16 protein-coding genes are annotated in these 20,525 nt (G+C 44.6%); 6 read left to right on the top strand and 10 right to left on the bottom strand.

From position 1 onward, the window contains the following. Positions 1-32 precede the first annotated feature (32 nt). The 3 genes from dgcN to R7Z47_RS04890 form a co-directional block, all read right to left on the bottom strand. On the bottom strand, positions 33-1,037 hold the full coding sequence (gene dgcN, locus R7Z47_RS04880; RefSeq protein WP_262606735.1) for an N-acetyltransferase DgcN: 1,005 nt from the start codon (positions 1,035-1,037) through the stop codon (positions 33-35). Between the two features lie 101 nt (positions 1,038-1,138). Then, a complete protein-coding gene (locus tag R7Z47_RS04885; RefSeq protein ID WP_005373905.1) occupies positions 1,139-2,020 on the bottom strand; it encodes a LysR family transcriptional regulator in 882 nt (293 codons plus the stop codon). Between the two features lie 154 nt (positions 2,021-2,174). Continuing rightward, the gene (locus R7Z47_RS04890) at positions 2,175-3,383 is read right to left on the bottom strand and encodes an MFS transporter (RefSeq protein WP_005373900.1); all 1,209 of its coding nucleotides are present in this window, start codon (positions 3,381-3,383) and stop codon (positions 2,175-2,177) included. A 201-nt stretch (positions 3,384-3,584) separates the two neighbouring features. On the opposite strand from R7Z47_RS04890, the gene soxR reads away from it, so the two are divergent. Beyond that, entirely contained in the window at positions 3,585-4,019 is a 435-nt protein-coding gene (gene soxR, locus R7Z47_RS04895; RefSeq protein WP_005373898.1) for a redox-sensitive transcriptional activator SoxR, read from the top strand. Positions 4,020-4,028: 9 nt separating this feature from the next. Here soxR and R7Z47_RS04900 read toward each other — a convergent pair whose 3' ends face one another. Both R7Z47_RS04900 and R7Z47_RS04905 read right to left on the bottom strand, forming a co-directional pair. Then, positions 4,029-4,424, bottom strand: coding sequence for a DUF2391 family protein (locus R7Z47_RS04900; protein WP_005373896.1), 396 nt, complete (start codon positions 4,422-4,424; stop codon positions 4,029-4,031). 13 nt (positions 4,425-4,437) lie between these two features. After that, the gene (locus R7Z47_RS04905; protein WP_005373890.1) at positions 4,438-5,283 is read right to left on the bottom strand and encodes a tetratricopeptide repeat protein; all 846 of its coding nucleotides are present in this window, start codon (positions 5,281-5,283) and stop codon (positions 4,438-4,440) included. Positions 5,284-5,483: 200 nt separating this feature from the next. Here R7Z47_RS04905 and R7Z47_RS04910 point away from each other — a divergent pair, with 200 nt between their 5' ends. Next, positions 5,484-5,954, top strand: a complete 471-nt coding sequence (locus R7Z47_RS04910) for an ASCH domain-containing protein (protein WP_005373887.1) — start codon at positions 5,484-5,486, stop codon at positions 5,952-5,954. Positions 5,955-6,008: 54 nt separating this feature from the next. On the opposite strand, the gene R7Z47_RS04915 is transcribed toward R7Z47_RS04910, so the two are convergent. Together R7Z47_RS04915 and R7Z47_RS04920 are read right to left on the bottom strand one after the other, a co-directional pair. Further along, positions 6,009-6,596 carry a class I SAM-dependent methyltransferase gene (locus R7Z47_RS04915; protein WP_005373885.1) on the bottom strand — a complete coding sequence of 196 codons (588 nt, stop codon included), beginning with the start codon at positions 6,594-6,596 and terminating at the stop codon, positions 6,009-6,011. Positions 6,597-6,688: 92 nt separating this feature from the next. After that, on the bottom strand, positions 6,689-8,206 hold the full coding sequence (locus R7Z47_RS04920) for a phospholipase D family protein (RefSeq protein ID WP_115386495.1): 1,518 nt from the start codon (positions 8,204-8,206) through the stop codon (positions 6,689-6,691). A gap of 518 nt (positions 8,207-8,724) precedes the next feature. Here R7Z47_RS04920 and R7Z47_RS04925 point away from each other — a divergent pair. The 4 genes from R7Z47_RS04925 (at position 8,725) to R7Z47_RS04940 (ending at position 14,889) form a co-directional block, all read left to right on the top strand. After that, a complete protein-coding gene (locus R7Z47_RS04925; RefSeq protein WP_262606708.1) occupies positions 8,725-9,882 on the top strand; it encodes an efflux RND transporter periplasmic adaptor subunit in 1,158 nt (385 codons plus the stop codon). Positions 9,883-9,895: 13 nt separating this feature from the next. After that, on the top strand, positions 9,896-13,054 hold the full coding sequence (locus tag R7Z47_RS04930; RefSeq protein WP_262606707.1) for an efflux RND transporter permease subunit: 3,159 nt from the start codon (positions 9,896-9,898) through the stop codon (positions 13,052-13,054). 324 nt (positions 13,055-13,378) lie between these two features. Next, complete coding sequence (locus tag R7Z47_RS04935) at positions 13,379-13,645, top strand: hypothetical protein (RefSeq protein WP_005373876.1); 267 nt, start codon at positions 13,379-13,381, stop codon at positions 13,643-13,645. 395 nt (positions 13,646-14,040) lie between these two features. Next, positions 14,041-14,889 carry a DNAase gene (locus R7Z47_RS04940; RefSeq protein WP_238844270.1) on the top strand — a complete coding sequence of 283 codons (849 nt, stop codon included), beginning with the start codon at positions 14,041-14,043 and terminating at the stop codon, positions 14,887-14,889. Between the two features lie 498 nt (positions 14,890-15,387). On the opposite strand, the gene R7Z47_RS04945 is transcribed toward R7Z47_RS04940, so the two are convergent. From R7Z47_RS04945 to R7Z47_RS04955, 3 genes are read right to left on the bottom strand one after another with little or no spacing between them, the layout of a single operon-like run. After that, positions 15,388-18,489 (bottom strand): efflux RND transporter permease subunit, encoded by a 3,102-nt coding sequence (locus R7Z47_RS04945; RefSeq protein ID WP_318129868.1) that lies wholly within the window; start codon positions 18,487-18,489, stop codon positions 15,388-15,390. Continuing rightward, entirely contained in the window at positions 18,486-19,814 is a 1,329-nt protein-coding gene (locus tag R7Z47_RS04950; RefSeq protein WP_318129871.1) for an HlyD family secretion protein, read from the bottom strand. The genes R7Z47_RS04945 and R7Z47_RS04950 overlap by 4 nt, the downstream gene beginning before the upstream one ends. Further along, on the bottom strand, positions 19,801-20,457 hold the full coding sequence (locus R7Z47_RS04955; protein WP_053349323.1) for a TetR/AcrR family transcriptional regulator: 657 nt from the start codon (positions 20,455-20,457) through the stop codon (positions 19,801-19,803). Before R7Z47_RS04955 ends, R7Z47_RS04950 begins: the two co-directional genes overlap by 14 nt. Positions 20,458-20,525: the final 68 nt, after the last annotated feature.

Below are 20,525 nucleotides of genomic sequence, written 5' to 3' on the forward strand. Positions count from 1 at the left end.
ACCGCAGTTATTTTCTAAACCGTAAATGTTTCTTAAATCGTAAGGAGCCTATCTGCAACCGCATCAACGCCAAAACGCACAGGGTCGGTGACGGGCACCTGGTATTTGTCGCTCCAATCCTGGCATAACTGGGCTGCATCTTCTTCGCTGATCGCCGAAGTGTTCAAGCAAATACCCACTAATTGAGCGTTTGGATTTGTTAGGCGAGCAGCGGCCAGATTCGCTTCTATCGTTTGTTCAATGGTTGGCAAGCTCACATGTGGTAAGTTGCGGATGTGCGGGCGACCAATCTCATGGCACAGTATCAGAGCGTCAGCTTGTGCGCCGTGAAGTAAGCCCAAACTTACGCCAGCAAACGAAGGGTTAAATAACGAACCTTGCCCTTCGATGATGTCCCAATCGTGATCGGTGAACTCAGGGCTGATCGTTTCTACTGCGCCGGAGATAAAATCGGCAACTACGGCATCAATTGAAATGCCACTGCCTGCGATGAGAATTCCAGTTTGACCCGTTGCTTTGAACTCTGCGCGACAGTTTTTACGCTTTAATGTGTGCTCAATGGCGAGGGCAGAGTACATTTTGCCAACGGAGCAATCTGTTCCTACAGTAAGTACTCGCTTGCCTGCGCGAGCTTTGCCATTGCCGACCTTGAGCGGGGCATCATAATGGCGAACATCATACAGTTTGGTTAATCCGCGTTGTTCTAGATCGGCAAGAGGAGAGAGTTCCGCCAAACGTTGGTGCATGCCCGATGCAATTTCAAATCCCATCTCTGCCGCTTCAAGTAAGGTTGCTTGCCAAGCTTCGGGAATGACGCCTCCTGGATTTGCCGTGCCGAGCACCAGCGTTTTTGCTCCTTGCTGCTGCGCTTGTTGTAGTGTCATGTCGGTTAAACCAAGCGATACGGTTTCTGGCGTCAGGCGGATTTGGCCAAGACAAATCTCAGGTCGCCATTGGTATATGCCACGCGCGGTTTTTGCTGCGAGTGGATCGGTTACATCGCCAAGAAAGAGTAGGTAAGGTTGAGCAATTTGCATGATGGTTCCCTTCGTCATCGTTATTGCTCATTAATGTAGCCAGACTGATTTAGGAAACCGAATGCTTATTTGTTAGGCAGGTATAACTTCAGGTTATACCTTTAACCCATCTGTTGTTTTAGGGCGGTGATAAATTGCTTTGTCGCAATGGATTGAGGTGTGTGCTCTGCGAATAAAATAGAGACGGAAAAGGACATATTTGGCTCCAAAGCATGCACGGAAACGGCATTATCTTGGCGATATTGTTTTGCAGTCCAAGGGTCTACAATCGCGAATCCTGCTTCGTTTTTCACCAGTTCAGCCGCCGCGGAGTAGCTGCGGACGGTAATGGCATGTTGATAATGCTCGTCACGCGCTGACAAGGTTTGATGTAACAGCAAGCCCAGAGGGTCTCGGCTATCTAAACCGATAATGGGTAAATCGTGACTGATGAGTTCTTCTAAAGTGACGGTTTTTTCTGTGGGTATCGCTGCGCTTTTAGGGGCAATTAGCGCCAAGTTTTCTTTTAATAACATGTGTCCCATGATCGCTGGTGGCGTTTCTTCACCGAACGCAATGGCGACATCCAGTTCATGTTTCAGTAAACCTGAGCACAGCTCATCGCGATTAGCCGTTGAGAGCTCAAAGGAGATGCCGTGCTCTTTCGACAGCAACGCGACAGTCGGCGCTAACAAGTGTGCGGCCAAAACAGGCGGAGCACCGACTCGTAAATGTTGAGTTCCCTGTTTGACTTTGTTGGTCAGAGAGCGAAATTGTCCGAGTTGTTGATAGACTTTTTCAGCCTCTGGCAATAAGGCTTTGGCTTCTTGAGTTGGAACGAGACGGCCCTTTACACGCTCAAATAAAGCGAAGCTCAGTTGTTGTTCTGTATGGGCGAGAACTCGAGTGACATTAGGTTGGGAAACGTGCAGTAAGCGAGCCGCGCCTGACACCGTTCCTGCTTGCATAATGGCGTAAAAGACTTCTAATTGCCTTAAGTTCACTGCGATTTCCCTCTGCTCATGTTGGTCACCTCAGAATACCCAACCTTGCTGATAAGCGATAGAGGTAAAAGTGCTGGCGTAAAAAATAGGAAGACGATGTTGGTTGCCTTCCTATCTCGCTTTTTCAATTTCTCAACTTCTCAATTTCTATGCTTCACTTTGCTGCTGCATGAAGGGGTAGGTCGTTAAACGGCTCGACGTCTCGACTGAGTAATCCCATCAAAATCACTGCTAACACCATGACAGCAGCCGCGATTGCAAAACCGTATTGTGTTAGTTCGTAATGACTCAATATTGCAATCAGGACGTAACTGAGAGATTGAATGGTGGTGGCAAACATGCTGATGCCGCCATCGACGCGACCTCGTTGATGAACCGCTACGGTGTGATGCATCCAGTTGACTCTCGCAATGCGATTTAGCGCGTTAAATACGCCAAACAGCGCCGTAAACAATAAGATGGTCAGCGGGCTCATCGCAAAACTCATCCCGATAAGCGCAAAAGAGACCATAACCATCGAAGCGAACATAATGTGGCTATGGGAGGCACGGCTTAGCACTTTGGTGACAATAAAGCCGGTTAGCAACGAGCCGAGGCCAAAACTGATGTTGAACCCTGCAAACCAATCGCCAGAGATGCCTTGTTCAGAAAACCAAATCGGCACCAGTTTGCTCAAATACGTCAATGCAGGATAAGAGAGGCAAGAGAGCAGAATAAAGCCATAAAATCGGGGTTCGAGACGGAATATTTGTTTGCTCTCTTTGAGTTGCGCGATGAAAGCAACGGATTTTGATGCCCTTAATTGTTGGGTATAAGGCGTCAGAATATAGAACATCGCTGCTAACGCAGAGGCGCTGGCCGCAAACAAAGCAAACTCTTTCATACCCCACATTTCAAGCAAAACAATACCCAACGCGCCAGCTCCGAGGGTCGTGGATTGCATTACAATTTCTTGCTGACCCGAAATTTTCGCATACTCATGGTGCTGATAATTTTCTTGGGTGAAGGCATTGTTGGTCGTCCATGCAAAATTACTCGAAACCCAATACACCAATTGCGCAAAAGCCAGCAACCAGTGTGACTCAAACCCTAACCAATAAGCAATGAACACCACCAAAGCCATACCCGATTGAATCCATTGATTGAGCACGAGTAGTACTTTGCGTGAATGTCGGTCAATTAAAGTGGAAAAGAAAGGCGTTGCTAGAAAAGCAATCGCGGTGCAGCTCAGAGAAACTAAAGCGACGAATGTACCCATGTTAGGTTCGGAAAGCATGACCCATGGCAGTGCCATCATGAACAAGCCAGAGGAGATACTGTCGAAGAAGCGGCCAGCTAAGTACGGCTGAGTTTTATTTTTCATTATGTTTGCCTCTAACTCCCGATGGATTTCAAAAGGTTGATGTCCAACTGTCTTGTGTTTAACAACCAAGTCGTTCGCGCTGAACACATTATCTTGAGATCGCCGGGGTTTAGCGTTAATTAAGATGGTGCAACTTTAAAACCTCAAGTAAACTTGAGGTAAAGCATTTTTTTAACAAAATTGATACACAGGGAGTCAAGGATGGAAATCAGCGTAGGAGAGGTGGCAAAACGTTCTGGAGTGAAAGTATCTGCCCTACATTTTTACGAGCAAAAAGGGCTGATTTCGAGTTGGAGAAATCAAGGTAATCAGCGTCGCTACCATCGCAGTGTGTTGCGCCGTGTTGCGGTGATCAAAGCAGCGCAGCAAGTTGGGTTGTCGTTAGAAGAAATTAAACATGCGTTAGATGAACTGCCGAAACACCAAGCCCCTAACAAAGCGCAATGGGAAGAAATGGCAAGCCATTGGCATGAACAGTTAGAACAAAAGATTCAAAAACTTAAAGCGTTGCAAAACGATTTAGGCGGATGCATTGGCTGCGGGTGCTTGTCGTTAGAAACCTGTGCACTGCGAAACCCAGAAGATGTATTAGGGAAAGACCACTCGGGGTCGAACTTAACGTTAGAAGAAGAGTAGCGATTATCTCTATTCTTTGTCGAAACTGTCGACTACGATCGCGCCCATCGAAGCAGGCATTGTGATGACGATAACGCGCTTTATCGCAACCAAAGGCTCATTCATGAGTGGCAGTTTATCAAGACAGAAAAGAACTAACGCTACCACAACGGCCGCAATGAGGTACGCGATAACCACACGAAAAATAAAGATGGATACGCGATTCTTGATGTGGCTTTGAAACACGCTTTGATACGCGAAAAAACTGAGGAAAATGACAGAAAGACTTAACAGCATGAGCAAGTTTGCCATTGGTAGGCTCTCACCCAATCGCCACGCTTCCTCCGAAAATGAGATCGGGACTGCTAGGGCAAAAGCACCAACCAATACTTGGCTAGCGTCTTCTAGATTAAAGTGGCTGCTCATGCTGTTTATTCCATTATTCGCTTGCTAGATGTAAGAGCTTTTCAAAACGCTCATTACCGTGCAGCAATTCGAGGTCTCGTTCTTCGGCAAGTAAATCACGAATGGATGGGCTGTATTCAATTGCGCGTTCCAAGTCTTCAATAGCTTGCTCTTCGATACCAAGGCGAGAGTATGCACACGCGCGTTGATACAATGCAGGGCCGTTGGTGTAATCGACTTCAAGTACGCGGTTACAAATGCTAAGTGCCCAATGGTATTCGTTGATTTCCATCGCTGCGTCGGCTTTGTAAGTCAACGCTTCTAAATCACCTGGACGAATTAATAAGATTTCATCATAGATTTCAATACGTTGTTCTGGAGTTTGAGAGCTTTGTGCACGTAGCCATAAGTTATGGATCTCGTTGATTTTCTCAATCTCTTTGTTGTTTTCGCTGATAATGCGAGTTTTGCGTTTTAAATCTCGCTCAAGGGCGACAAACTTTTTCTCGTATTCTTGGGCGATCTTCTCCAATCGTTTATCAGCCATCTCTTTGGTGTTGTGTTTAAACTCGCGCAGAGATTGCCATCCGACAAAGGCAATCAGCGATGCGACACCAGCAATGATGTAGAAGAAGTATGTAACGGTCACGTTGGCATAGTTCAACGATTTATCTGCGACCGTTAGCTCGCGATCGGTGATCTCTGTGATCATTCGCTTTTCTAGGCTTTGATAGTCCTGACGCAGCGCTTTTAGTTCATCTAAAATATAGCGTTCCATTAATGGTCTATCTAATAGATCCGATTCTGAATACTTTTCCTCCGATGCCATTGTTGGCAAGGCAAGTATCAGCGAGAAAAAAATACCAATAAATAAGCGCATATAATGTCCTTTCACGAGAAGAGTACAGATAGACCATGCAACAATAGCAAATAGCACAAACGTTTAGCAAAGTTATTACAAAAGAAATAACAGTCGTCTTCGTAGAAGTCATATTCTTGTTGTTTTTCAGTTTGTTCCTGGTGGTTATTTGTTGTGATATCTTTTATCCTCCTTGCGAATTTATGATTAATGGAGTGAGCATGGACGCGCGAGCTAAGGATTACTTAGAACAATTCCTAGAATTATTATCACCAGAACAAAGGGAAGCTGTACCATCAGTCAGTGCTGACTATTATTGTGCCGACGAATACAACGCGAATGTATGCGCAGATTTGGTTCGTATTGGACAGAAAACTGCATCGTGCAGTTTGGAGCTTTGGTATCGAGAACATGGTGAAACCATGCCCCAAGTCGGTCATTTACAAGTAGTGACGAATTGGGATGGGGACCCGGTTTGCGTGATACGAATTACTGACGTAAGTACATGCAAATATGAGGATGTAACCGCAGAGTTTGCCTTCGCAGAAGGCGAAGGTGATAGAACCTTAAACTGGTGGCGTGATGCTCATACTGCATTTTTTAAAGCTGAATGCGATGAGTTGAACATCGATTGGCATGAGAAACGTACGCTGGTTTTAGAGCGTTTTGAAGTGGTGTATCCCGTCAATTAATCTCTGATAGCAGCACTGATTTGAAGTGCTGCTTTCTTTATCGAGAGACCATTTTTAGCGCTTTCGAGCGGTCACACTAAACATGTGCCAATGTTTTTGGCTTCCGACTACAGTGGTCCCGTCTTCATCTCTTTCATGCAATGAAATGAGGTCGTAACCTTCGAATAAGCTTTCCACTTCCTTTTTCGTTAATGCGGTAATGTTTGGATGCATTTCGGAGGTCACCCAGGAGTCTTTCACTCCCAAGAAATCGCCGCAGAAGATACCGCTCGGTTGTAATGCGCTGTCTATTTTTGTCCAGACTTGTTTGAAGCCTTTGTCAGGGCAAAAGAACAAACTGGCATTTGCGATAACCAAGCTGCACTGAGGATAATTAAACTCAGTAAAACAGCACTGCGAAACCGAAAATCGTTTGTTACCTTCAAAGCGTGTTAAACAAGTTTTTACTGCATCTTCATTGCTATCACATGCGTGAACCTTAAATCCCTTTTCGAGGAGAAAGTGGCTGTCTCGACCTATTCCGCAGCCAATATCAAGAGCGACTTTGCCTTCTATCTTAAGTCGATTTACGGCATTTTCCACGCTTGGGCGGTGAGGTTGGCTTAAAATTTTCTGATAGTATTCATTCCATTGCGCTGGCATTGAGCTTCCTTATGTTGGTTGTGCCCCCCAGCCCCAAAACTAGCGTCCATTTTGTTTCGCTTTACTGGGTAGGTTTGCAGTATTGGCAACTGTTATAGCTGATCTTCAATTGGTAATATTCCGGAGAACCAAGCACCCATTTTTCGCCATACTCCTGCTTCTGGTTCGGACTTGTATTCTTCGCCTGTTTTTACGTCGGTCCAGACAATGTCCCCGTCGCGCAGAGTTAAGGCATAGGCGTTACTCGACAGTTGACTCGGCAGTTGTTCTAGAAACATTTGCACATATTCTGGCTGTTCGATAACAACGGCCATTTCGGTATTCAAAGCGGCCGAACGTGGGTCCCAGTTCATCGAACCAACGAAAAGTGTTTTGTTATCAATCGTCATTGCTTTAGCGTGTAAACTTGCTCTGCTACTCCCCGTGAGGCTCCACTTACTTTTGAGTTTCGCGCTCGCTTTTACTTCCCAAAGCTTTATTCCAGCTTCGAGTAATTCTTTTCGATATTTTGCGTACCAACCATGCACGGCAAACACATCGTTAGACGCGAGGCTATTGGTCACAATCGTGATATCAACGCCTCGCTTGGCCGCGTTACTTAATGCTTGAGTACCTACTTCAGTTGGAACGAAATAGGGAGAGATGAGCACAAATGAATCCTCAACACTTTTAACCAGTTCCGACAAATTATCAATAAGTTGGCTCTCTCGGGTTGCGACTTTATCGGGCAGATCAAACCATACTTTCGCTTCTCCCCAGTAGAGCTTGAGTTTGCCTTGTTTTAGATCTTGGTACATATCCAGTTGTGTGAAGTCATAGCGGCCGGTTGAAAACTTTTCCTCTAACCGGAGTTTATTGACCTGCTTTTGAATCGCTTGGTCGGTAATTTGCTGTGAATTCGGTGTAATCCATTCCATTGGTATCGCATAGGCGCTATTCCAGTAGAGGTCGAACTGATCGGCAGTTTGTTGTACCGCCTCACCATAGAGCAGAAGATCAAAATCACCAAACTCAACTTGCGATTCAAAAGAGAAGTATTCATTGCCGATATTTCTACCACCGACAATAGCGGAAACACTGTCTGCAATCAGAGACTTATTGTGCATACGACGATTAAGGCGTTCAAAATCGCTAGCAAGAGCGAACCAACGGGAGTCGCGATACTGATGCGGGTTAAATAAGCGGATTTCTATATTAGGATGTGCATTGAGGGCAGCCATCACATCGTCGTTTCGCTTTTGCATATCGTCAAGCAACAGCCTTACTCGAACACCACGCTTTGCCGCTTCATACAAGCGCCACGTTATTAGCTGACTCGTTTCGTCACCACGGTAAATATAGTATTGAAGATCAAGGCTTTTCTGGGCGGACTCGATCAAAGAGGTTCGAGCAAGAAGGGCATCGTGTCCCTGATTTAACGGTGCAAAGCCAGTTATGGACTTAGGGTCTCTCCCGTAAGCGTCAAAGTACTGCGCAAGAACAGAATCCTTTTGATAACCGAGCTGAAAGCTGGTGGACTTTTCACTGGCGTCATTCAACGATACGGATGAGCATGCCGATAAAAGAGTGAGCAGCGAGGGGAAGAGCAACTTGGCGAGTGTTTGTAACAAAGCACATTTCCTTGTCTTACAGAGTGTTACCTACTCCAAATTATAGACTTAAGCTGACGCCACATGCACCCAGAACCGTTTGATAACGAGCGATTAATCAATGAATTGCCATAGAGCCTGCACTAAGTTCAACTTTTAGAGCGCAGATAATCATTTATTTTAATTATCATTATGGCCGTATTGGTCATAATCACTAATATCTGGTGATTATGACCAATAGCACACTGGATAAAATAATGGTTTTTATATAACCATATGATTTTTAATAAATAAATGCTTGGCATGTCATTTGCTGTTTAGAATACAAGTTAAGTCAGAGCAACTTGCGCAGTTGGTTAATTTTTTGTTAATTTTATTAACTTTGAATTGGCAATAACTATCTAGTTCGCTGCTTAAAAGACTAGGCAAGCGCCGCTTTGATGTTTATTCAAATTCAATTCTCTCACCACCATGCTTACCGGGAGCAATGGACTGAATAAAAGTGTGGTGTTGAAAACAACAATAAAAAAGGATTTTCGATGTTAGCAAAACCCATATTACGTTGGCTTTTACCCTTCGCCGTCGTTGGAGGCTCTTATGCAGGATATGCTGCAATTGCCGCAACTGCGCCGGAAAAAGAGTCAACCAAAGATGCAATTACAGAACCTACTGTTCAGGCTTCTTCTCTTTTTCCTACCGATCACAAAGTGGTGATTACTAGTCACGGTGAATTAGTCCCTTTTGAAAAAACACACCTTTCCGCGCAAGTTAGTGGTGAAGTTACAAGTTGGCACCCGAATTTTGTGACGGGTGGCATCGTAAAACGAGGAGAGGTTCTTTTCACAATTGAAAGTGACAACTATGAAGCGTCGGTTTTACAAGCTGAAGCCGATTTAGCTAGTGCACGCGCAAACCTGATTGAGGAACAAGCGAAAGCCGAAGTGGCAAAACGTCAGGCAAAGAGACTGAGCGATAAGCAAGTGACGGATCTGTATTTACGCAAGCCTCACGTTTTGAGCGCACAAGCCCTAGTGAAGTCGGCTCAAGCGGCACTCAAACGAGCAAAAAGAGAGTTAGAAAATTGCAAAGTCGTTGCACCTTACGATGCGCTGGTTGTTGAGCGTGATATTGGTGTTGGTCAATTTGTTACATCTGGTTCTCGAGTTGCCACGTTAAACAACATCGAAGTGGCAGAGGTGCACGTACCCATTGCCGGTTTTGATAGTGCATTTTTACCCGAATCCATTGGTGAACTCACTGCGACAGTGACGCAGCAAGGTGTGTTTTCTACCACTAGAGAAGGTCGAGTAGTTCGTGATTTAGGCATGATTGATAGTGCTACCCGAATGATTAACATGGTCATTCAAATCGCGGACCCATACGGTGTCGATAACCAGCAGCCTCCAATTAAATTCGGCTCCTACGTTGAAGTGAGCTTCACTGGTAAGGAACTTAAGCATATCTATCGCTTACCACAGGAATTAGTTAAAAACCGTACCGTGTGGGTGGTGAATGGCGATAATCAACTTCAACCCAGAACTGTCACGGTTTTGAGAGCAGAAGGTGAGTTTTTGCTGGTGGGCGAAGGTTTAGAGCAAAGTGATAAGTTGGTACTGACCTTGCCCGAGTACCCTCAAAAAGGCATGGCGGTACAAATCGCAAAAAAGAGTGACGACTCTGAAACCGTCGTACAGTAAGTAGGAGTTTGTCATGGAAGATACTAAACAAAAGGGCCTGATTGCCTATTTTGCGAATAACCCCGTCGCTGCCAACCTTTTGATGGTGTTCATCATTATCATGGGTGTGGTGAGTTTTCTCTTTATTCAAAGGCAGATGTTTCCGAATATTGAGGTGAACTACATTGATGTTCGTGCGACTTATCCTGGCGCTTCTCCTCAAGAGATAGAAGAGAGTATTCTCGTTAAGGTCGAGGAATCGATTAAAGACGTCACCGGGATTAAAAAAGCAGTCTCAACGGCCTCTAGAGGTAGCGCGTATGTTTCCATCGAGGTAGACGTTAATGCCGATATCAAGCGTGTCTTAGATGATGTAAACCAACGTATTGATACCTTGTCTAACTTACCAGCGGGTATGGAACCAATCAATGTCTACCAAGTTGAATGGCGCCAAGATGTAATCGAAATGGGGTTAGTTGGGGACCGACCGCTCGAGGAGCTTAAACCGATTGCTAAGCAAATCGAAGATGAATTACTTCAGTTAGAAAACGTCATGCTGGTGTATCTGAGTGCGCCAGAAGAAGAAATAGCGATTGAAGTTGACCCACTTGTTCTTCGTAAATACGACCTGACGTTGAGCGATATCAGCAGCGCGATCAGCCGTTACTCAGCCAACTTTTCTGCGGGCGAAGTAAAAACAAACTCAGGGATGATTGCAGTAAGGATTGAAAACCAATACTACCGTGGTGATGAGTTTAGAAATATTCCTGTAAAGCTTGGCGCAAATGGTGCGAAGGTTTTACTGCAAGATATCGCCACGATCAAAGATGGCTTTACGGAAGAAGAGCGCTATTTTGAATACTCAGGGCAAAATGCGATCTACATGTCTGTTGAAGCCACTCGTGATCAGAACATTATCCCTGTTGCACAGTCCGTTCGTAATTATATTGAAGCAAAAAACAAGACATTGCCGCAGGATGTTAAGCTCAAAGTCTTAGTTGATACGACTTATTATTTAAATGGGCGTCTCGACATGATGTTGAAAAACTTGCTGCAAGGCGCTGCATTAGTCGCGATTATGCTGACCATTTTCCTACGTTTCCGCTTGGCTATGTGGGTAATGATTGGGCTACCTGTCTGTTTCCTCGGTGCTGTAATGATGATGCCAGCTTTGGGTATTACAGTGAACATCGTCTCGCTGTTTGCTTTCATCATGGTGCTCGGAATTGTGGTGGATGACGCCATCGTCATGGGAGAAAGTGCGTACAGTGAAATCGAAGAAAAGGGCGGCGGTGTCGAGAACGTGGTACGCGGTGTCAAACGTGTTGCTACGCCAGCGACATTTGGTGTTCTGACAACGATTGCAGTATTCGCACCATTCTTGCTTTCGAGTGGTATTGATAGCGCTTTCTTTTACGGCATTGCTGGTGTCGTGATTCTGTGTTTGATCTTCAGTTTGATTGAATCGAAGCTGATCCTTCCTGCACACCTTGCGCATACTCATTTTAAGCCAGTTAAACCAGGTGGTTGGCGTGACCGATTTAACCAACGTTTTTTTGGTTTTGTAAATGGTCCATATCGGAACTTTGTAACAACATGCACCCATTGGCGCTGGACAGTGTTTGCGGTGTTCTGTGGTTTACTGCTGATCAGCGCGGCTTTGATCAACGCGAATTATGTTCGGGTGATCCCTAACCCTAAAGTGCCGACTGACTATCCTGCGATCACTATTGAAATGAATGATACCGTTTCAAGTGAGCAGACAATCAGTGCACTCAAGACTATTGAACGTGTCATGCAAAAGATCGAATCTGAGACCATTGCAGAACATGGTCAAGGAATGATTCGTGATGTGCTGTCGTACAACAGAAGCCGCACCGAAGGTCGTGTATTAGTACCTCTGGTTGATGAAGAGTTACGCCCGTTCAATACATTTGAACTGGCTCGACGTTGGCGTGAAGCTATGCCTGTTATTCCAGGTATGAAGAGCATCAAAATCCGCGAGCAGAGTGCGGGTGGTGGTGACAGAGATGAGTTTGGCTACTTGTTGTTTGGTTCTAACATCAATGAGCTCAACGAGGCTGGGCGTTACTTGATAGAGCGTTTACAGCTGGAAGAAGGGTTATATGATATTTCATCTTCTATTGATTCTGGAAGCAAAGAAGTACTCCTGTCTCTTGCGCCTGTAGCGTACGATCTCGGTCTGGATCTCACCATGATCGCAGAGCAAGTTGGTGGCAGCTTTTATGGTGGCGAAGCACAGCGCATTATTCGTGATGGTGAAGAAATTAAAGTTATGGTGCGTTACCCGCAACTGACGCGTGAAGCATTCTCATCATTGCGTTACGCCGTGATTACAACACCAGCAGGTAAGAAGGTCATGCTAGGTGATGTGGTGAAGATCAACGAGCAGCCGGGCGTGAGTAGCATTCGACGTGAAGGCGGGTATCAAACCGTTTATGTCTATGGTTCGATAGACGAAGAATTGGTTGAACCTCAAGAAATCGTGAAGGTCATTGACGACAATATCTTACCGGATATGAAGCAAGCGTTCTCGAGTGTGAAAACAGAATTGGGTGGTGATATTGAAGAGCAGGCTGCGCAGCGTAATGAACAGATTTTGTTCTTTATTGCAGGTATGATCATCGTCTACATCTTGTTAGCTGTACCGTTAAAAAGTTATACCCAACCTTTGATTGTAATGTCCGTCATTCCGTTTAGTCTGACGGGGGCGATTTGGGGCCATTTCTGGCTAGGTTTAGACATCAGTATGATGTCGACATTTGGTTTGATCGCCGCTGCTGGCGTGGTTATCAACGACTCTCTGGTTATGACAGATTACGTAAACCAAGTGAGAGAAAGGGGTATGAACATCAAACAAGCGGTTGTTGAGGCGGGTTGTGCTCGTTTTCGAGCTATCACGCTCACCTCAATAACGACGTTTGCGGGTGTATTGCCGATAATGTTTGAAACGAGTTTGCAGGCGCGTTTTGTCATACCGATGGCTGTCGCTTTGGGCTTTGCGGTGTTGTACGCAACGGTTCTGACTTTAGTGTTGGTGCCTTGTTTGTATTTAATGCTTGAAGATATTAAAAATATTTTCAGATCGATTAAGAGGTTTATCCATCGTTTGATTAATCGTTTCAGAAAGTCGCCAGTGACGTCGAGCGTTGAAGCAAGCGTATCGAGTTAACAAGCTTGGTATTAACGATTAGGAGCAGCCTTCGGGCTGCTTTTTTGTTTCCGCATTTTGATTCAAAGCGATTTTTTAGTGGGCAGTTACGTAATTATCTGATGAGAAAACTGCCTGACAAAGCATTTCTAATGTGTATGTTTCTAATGTTTTAAATTCGTATGGTTAATTTGACGCTTGGTTAGCGAAATTTACCAGACGAAGATAACGTTGAATATGAGGGTTTGTTTAAGTTGTTGAAAAATAACAAAATAAAAGTTGGCATCGTATGTGCAATATATAAATTGTAATTAAAATTAACTGCTAATCCTCAAGGAGCTTATTATGAAAAGCGTATTTCTATCTACTCTAAGTCTTATTGCTGTAATGTCATCACCAATCGCTGCTGCTAACACTTTAGACAAAGAGGAGTGGAGCTCAGATTTACGTCAGGACTTTTCTGAAATGAAACATGAAGCTATAGCAGATATTCAGCAAATGAACATGGATGCCATTCACGCACGTGATGAGCGTATCGTGAAAAACATTAAAGATGAGCAAGAACAGTTAGTAAAGGTAACGTGCCACAAAGAGAAAGCAAGCAAGTCATAAACGCCGCTAAAAGAGACTAACAGACGAAAATGAATCCAATACGAGTTCGGTGTTAGTTAGCAGTAAGCACTGACCTTGTTGCTCTACTTGCCAGCCTTTTAAGGCTGGCTTTTTTGTTTCTCATTTCATGGGTAGGGATCAGACCCTCAAGCTCATTATCAATAGTTGGCGTGTTTGATGAGCTATTGCTGGATGGAGCGGATGTAACTTTTAAAAGTGTAGATTTCAGTAAAGTGGAGGTGATGTTAGATATTTAAAATTTAGAAAAGATCCGATGTCCTTTTTGACCTTCATAATACCTTAGTATGTGGCTTACCTTTACTTGAATTAGAACTCATATTGCAGGCTCTCGTTTAAAGGTATTGATGCATATTTGAAGAGTAAGAGATAGACATATGAGTTTTATTAAAATGTGTAAAGATGGTTTTAGAGGAAAGCCGGATTTCTCTGACTTATTACATAATGCGTTCCAGATAGATGACTTAGTGCTGTCATTTGAGTGTCCGAACAACATATATGAAGGACATGTATACCAGGATCTTGTTAATTTAGAACAGTTCGATGTTGAATCAAAAATAGAGAGGCATGAAAGGTTTGTAAAGTTAGCTACGGTATATTTTTTGTTTCAGAAGAAAATATTAAACCCTTTGCTTCCTATTAACAAACAAGGTGGATTATATATTAGGCTACGGGTTAAATCTACTGGAGAAGATATTGATAATATTAGTCAATTGTCCTCATTTTTAGAGAGAGAATATTATGATTTTTATCATGCCCCGGAGCAAAGTGAAGGCTCTATGAGGGGGTATCATACAGACTTGATGAAAGAATTGACTAAGCGTGCGAATAAACAATGGGGAGAAATTCCAGAAAGTGAAGACCGAAAAAGAGAAAAAGAAGAATATTTAATTAGAGGTTTCTTAAGTGGTTATCCACCAATAAAGTGTGAGATAGTTGAAGTTGGAAAAAACAAATACTCAAAATACTCAGAAGGTAATCTTAAGTATAAGAGTGAATTACGAAGAGTATACAATTTACCCATAAAAAATGAATTCTACCTGAGCATCGAGTTTTGGTATAAGTACGAATCGATGTTTGCTAAGCAGAAGTTTTTAGATTGGGTGAGAAGTGCTGATGAAACTTTTGAAAAAAAAGTATTGGAATTACTGGACTTGTCTCCGGTAATCGAATCGTATACGACTGGAAAAACAGAGAGATTGAGCAAAGAAACTAACGCAGATTAAGCCCATTTCAGTGGGAAGAAAAAAGCCCGCGAAGAATGCTTTCACGGGCGAAAAAAGGGCACCAAATTGGGTGTCTATTCATTTTGGAGGTGGTCGAACGTCCATATAAAACTGACAATAGGCTTGGTGAGAGGCTTACCACCAGCGCGACCAACGAGGCTAAAGTTAACATTGTTGTAATGATTGTTAAAATGTTAATTCTTCAATCAATGTTTTCATTATCGTGAGTTTAAATTGTGAATGTGTTGCCTACGTGTATTTTTACTCTGTGAAATTCCGTTTTTGACAATAAGACATATTATAAATCTTGTGTTGGTTATTTGATTTGGTTATATAAAACTCAACATACTTAATCCTTAACTGTTCATATTCACACTTAATGAGACACAATAACCCTCTGTTTGTTAAGTGATTGTGTGTTTTTTAACGCATTGGTATTGAACAAAAAGCGACCTAAGCCGCTCTTGTGCATTTTGATAAGTTTACTTATCAGTCGTTTTAGATTTCTTCGTGCTTATGGACTAGGCCGAAGTCAGCTAAAATGGCATACGCAGCAGGGATCATAAACAACACCAGCAGAGTGGATGCGAAAATACCAAACACGATGGAGATAACCAGTGGTTGGATAACCTGTGCTTGCAAACTGGTTTCAGTCAGTAACGGAAGCAAACCTGCTGCAGTGGTCATTGATGTCAGGAATACTGCTCTAAAGCGTTCCCGACTGGCTTTGACTACTGAGTCGTGCACATTATCCCCTTCATCGACATGATGGCGTATGTACTGAACTAACAGAATCGAGTCATTCACCACAATCCCCGCTAGTGAGACAAAGCCCATCATACTCGGCATACTTAATGAGTGACCGAGTAGGATGTGTCCCCATACCACGCCAATAAAGGCGAGTGGAATCGCAAGCATGACCACGAATGGTTCCAAATAACTGCGGAATTGGTAACTCAGAATCGCAAACACGCCAAACAAACCAAGCAAGAAGCCTTTACCCATTGATGCGCCAGTTTCAGCGGTATCTTTGGCTTCGCCTTCAAAATCAAAGCGAAGACCAGGATACTTTTGCATAAGCTTTGGCGCTTCATCCTGTTGGAACTGACGAATAATGGCGGTTGAGTTGGCTTTCGTATTGTCGATATCGCCGAATACGCTCACGGTGCGCAAGCCATCAATGCGCTGGATTCTTACGTAATTACGTTGGAAATCCAAAGTAGCAATGGTCGCGAGCGGAATTTGACTTCCATCGGACAAGATAATTGGGAAGTTTGCCAATTGCTGTAAGTCACCAGCTTGCGCTTTATCAAGGCGAACTTCGATGGAAATATTTTCTACTCCAACTTGGATTTCGTCTGCGGTTTGGCCAAAGAAAGCCGCGCGCAATTGATTGGCGATGAGTTGGCCGTTAATCCCATAAGCTTCCGCTCCCGGACGCAGTTTAACCAAGACTTCTTCTTTACCCATACGCATGTCATCCAATACGCCATGGACACCATCAAACTCATTCAAGTATTGTTGAATGTCGATAGAGGCTGCTTTGAGCGCATCCAGATCATCATGCTTCGCTCGAATTTCAATCGCTCGTCCACCCGGCCCCATGGTCGGTTGTTTAAATACCAGCGAGATAGGATCGGCAAGTTCACCAATGTCTTCACGCCATGCATCGATAAATTCATCGATGAGTGTGTTACGACTCTCTGCACCCAGCAAATCCAGACGTACCGTGGCAATGTGAGGGCCAGATTCATTCGCGTCGGCGTTAGCGTTGAATTGACTGGTGATGTGTAGAACCAATGGATTGCCGTCTTCCACTTTCTCTGTCCATTCTTTATCTAGCTTTTGAGCGGAAGCGACGATCTTATCGACGACAGCTTCCGTTTGAGACAGAGAAGAACCCGGAGGAAGAATAATACGCGCTTCTGCAATGTCGCCATCCAATTCAGGGAAGGGTTGGAACTTGAGTAAACCACCTACTAACGTGGCCGCGGAGATAAGAAGCAAGGCAACCACGCCACCCATAAAGGCATAGCGATACTCGACCACTTTATCTACTGCGTTGACCAAGGTGGTGTTGCGGAAGTTTTCAAAAGAAGCGAGCAGCTTTTGTTTGAACTTCGGTGTTTTTCGCTCTTGCTTTTGTTTATGTAGCGAATGAGAAAGGTGGTTAGGTAGGATCAAGAAGGCTTCCACCAAACTCAAACTCAAAACGAGGATCAGAACTTGAGGAACTGCTTTAAGTACCGCACCCATTTCACCTTGCAGGAATAACAAGCTACCAAAAATACACACCGTAGTTAGGAAGGAAGAAATTACCCCTGGCAGTACCTTTTTCACTCCTTTGATAACGGCATCATCGATCTCTTCTCCTCGGTCGAGGTGAGCGGCAATCGATTCGGCAATAACGATGGCATCATCCATCATGATACCGATGGCCATGAGTAACCCGACCAAAGACATGATGTTGATGGACAGGCCAAGTTGCGCCATCAAAAATAAGCCACCCAAGAAGGCTACGGGCAAACCAGCTGCGACCCAAAAGGAATAGCGAAAACTAAAGAACAACCACATGGTGGCGAAGACCAGAATGATACCTTGCCAACCGTTTTTGACCATCATGGTCAGGCGATCCCAAAGCACGGATGAAAGGTCATTGGTCATTTGTAGCATCACACCGTCTGGCGCGATAGCTTGTTGTTCTTCGACAAATTGAGCAACCCGTTCCTTGATACGCAGTGCGTCATCTTCTTTGTTTTTGCTGACTTTTAGTAGGGCAGAAGGGTGACCATCGAAGAGGACTTTCTGTTCGTCCAATTCAAACCGGTCGGTAATCGTCGCAATATCTCTTAGACGGATGATTGAGCCATTTGTACCAGAGCCCACGACGATAGTCTCAAGCTCTTCCGGCGTCACGCGTCGTTCGTCAAAGCGGATCAGAAAGTTCTTATCTGGCGTTTCGACATTACCACTTGGCAACTTGACGTTTTGACGACCAATCTGGTCCGCAATATCACCAACACTCAAACCAAGTTGTCGGATAGCTTGAGTGTCTAACCCTACTCGGTATTGGTGGTCAGAGAAGCCAGCAACTTCAACCAAAGAGACATCGTAATCGATTTTTAACGTGCGTTTAAGCTGTTCGGCATACGCTTTTAGCTCTGGCCATGTGGTATCTGCGGTGATCGCGACATCCACAACTGGCTCGTTCCAATCGAGCTCTTGGACCACAGGAGATTCAATCTCTTGTGGGAAGTCGTTTATCGAGTTGATCTGGGTTTGAACATCAACCAACATGCGCCCAATGTCGGCTTCTTCATTCAGTTTTAAGATAAGACGCGCAGAACCCTCAATCGCTTCACACTGAGTTTCTTTAATGTTGGCAAGGCCATCGACAGCATCTTCCATTCGGATACAGATGCTCTCTTCTACCTCTTGAGGGGAAGCGCCGGGGTAAACCACACCAGCTAGGATGTAGGGCGGATCAAACTCAGGAAAAGTTTCACGCTTAATCGTGGAAAGTGAAGAAATCCCCAATATCAGCAGCGTTAGCATCAGCAAGTTGGCTGCTGTTGGATGCTTGGCGAAGAATCGGATCATGAATCAGACTCCTCAATAGCCGTTTCTGACTGTTCAGGTGACTCTTTCAATAGCATGCCGTTAATCGCAGGCAGCAAATCGTTGATGATCAGCTTCTGACCTTGCTCTAGTTCACCATCGATCACCACTTGGTTATTGCGACGATATAACACTTCAACCGTGACGACTTGCAGACGATTGTCATCGCCCATCAGGTAAATCTTATTGCCATGAAGCGCACGCTCTGGGATGACCCAACTCGGGTTCTCTTGTCCCTCAATCAAGGCACGCACAAACATGCCGTTCACCAATGGAGGCGCAGACGTTGGGTTTAATGCACGGTAGTCTTGTTCAATTTCCAGAATCACACCGGCAGTCGCTTGGCTTGGATCAACCGTTTCACTGATGCGTGCAACTTTCGCAGGCCAGCTTGCAGAGAGGTTACCGCTGCTGAGTTCAATGTTGGCATGAATCGCATTCATATCAGGTTGTGGAATACCAGATTCATCGCGGACAAACTCACCGATGCTCGCCGCCAAAGTTTGCATGTCATGAATGGATAGTTGAGCTTCCACTTCCATGACATCAATACCATGTCCTGTCACCATGGTTTGTTGGAGGTTAACCACTTGCTTTTTCTCAATTTCTACGTCAGCAATACGCAAATCGTAAGGAAGCGTGATGATGGTCTTATCAAGCGAGCGTTCGGCCTCATCCACTTTTGATGCATTAACTTTAACTAGGGCTTCCGCGACTCGTTTCTCATCCGGCATCAAACCAATTTGATTTTCAATATCCAGTACTAACTTACGTTGAGAGAGTGCGCTTTGCTCTTGCTGATCTACATCCGATTGAGACGTTAGGCCTTTTTTACGTAGGTTTTGCTTACGGTCTAACTCTTTGTTGGCGATAACCAGACGGTTGGCTTCTATCTTGAGGGTGCTTTTGAGATTCGCTTCTTCTTGGTTCAGCTTAGCCAGAGAGGTTTGGGCAGATTTGAGATCGGCTTGAGCTTGAACCAGTTTCAACTCGTAATCGAGCGGGTCGATGCGCAAGATTTCTGTCCCTGCTTGCAACACTTGTCCTTTTTCCAGTTGCGGATGGCGGTAGACCACTTTACCCGTCACTTCGGCTATCGCTTTCCATTCCACTTTTGGGGTGATCTTGCCAAACCCTATGGCTACTGGAGCAATGGCTTTTAGCTCAAGTGGAATCGTCTCGACCAACCGTGCACGATCTCCAGAGGGTTTTACGGGCAAATCTGGTTTGAGGCTAATCGCCAAAAACAGAATGACGACCCCCACCGCAAGAGCAGGAAAGAACAGCAGCTTTTTATTTACTTTCATATTGGTCGCCCGAGTCTAAAAATCCATGTTTCATCAGTTGTATGTTGTGTTCGAATAATCGGTTCAAGAAGGCTTCAGAAAGTTCAATGCCATGAATGGCGAGCAGTGCTGGTGGTGCCATAAAAGGAAACACCATCAAGCTGATGTAAGAGACGCGACAAAGTTGAGGGTCGGCGTCTTTTCGTAAAACGCCACTGTCGATCAACTTATCAAAGATCACGCCTTGCATTGGCTTGCTGATATCTGCGAAGACTTTTTCGAGCAGTTTGCGTTGGGTTTCCGATGGGGGCATATTCATAACTTGGGCAACTAAGCGTGGGAACTGTGGTACCTTGATCATTTCGCGGTAGTAGGTACGCATTAGATCGAGAAAGTTTTGCTCGTTACTGTTGGATACCAACGTCTGCATCTGCTTTTGCATCGGTGACAGTGTTTCGCGCAACATGGTCTCGAACAAGCCTTCTTTGTTGCCAAAGTAGTAACGAATCATCGCCACGTTCACGCCTGCTTTCTGCGCGACTAGGCGAGTAGAGACCTTGTCATAAGCCATAATGGTGAAGAGTTCGCGCGCGTGGAAAATCAGTTTTTCCCGTGCGTCGATATTATCTGTGGGTCTTCCCGCCCTTCGATGCGCTTCCGTCACAATCTTCTCTCAAAATATTAAACATTTGATTAATTATAAGACGCTGATTTCTCATGCGACATGTGAAA

It is taken from the genome of Vibrio sp. 1641 (genome assembly GCF_033339995.1).
GTDB classification, from domain to species: Bacteria; Pseudomonadota; Gammaproteobacteria; order Enterobacterales; family Vibrionaceae; genus Vibrio; species Vibrio alginolyticus.